Raw genomic sequence first — 299 nt, 5'->3', positions numbered from 1 at the left:
GCCCAGGAACGGCTGAATTGCCAGGTGGCGCAGGTCCGGGAAGGGATTTAGGAATTTCTCTGGCACTTTGGACAGCGCGTATTATCAGTACTGATATTGCTGTTGGTGGCGTAACTTCATGGCAATGGTGGACAGCTATTAGCCGTGGAGATTACAAAGACGGATTAATTCACGTTGATAATGGTTCAAGCAATGGAGCCGGTGATGCAAATTATTGTAAAAATGATGGATTTATCCGGGATTCCAAAACACTTTGGGCTTTAGGAAACTTTTCTTTCTTCGTAAAACCGGGAATGGTA

General features: G+C 44.8%; 1 protein-coding gene. It reads left to right on the top strand.

From position 1 onward, the window contains the following. A partial coding sequence (locus FHK88_RS02435) for a glycoside hydrolase (protein ID WP_264480580.1) occupies positions 1 to 299 on the top strand: 299 nt, incomplete at both ends.

It is taken from the genome of Psychrobacter sp. I-STPA6b (genome assembly GCF_020662265.1).
Classification (GTDB): domain Bacteria; phylum Pseudomonadota; class Gammaproteobacteria; order Pseudomonadales; family Moraxellaceae; genus Psychrobacter.
The sequence above is the reverse complement of the archived record's forward strand: the minus strand, read 5'-3'. Positions and strand labels throughout refer to the sequence as shown.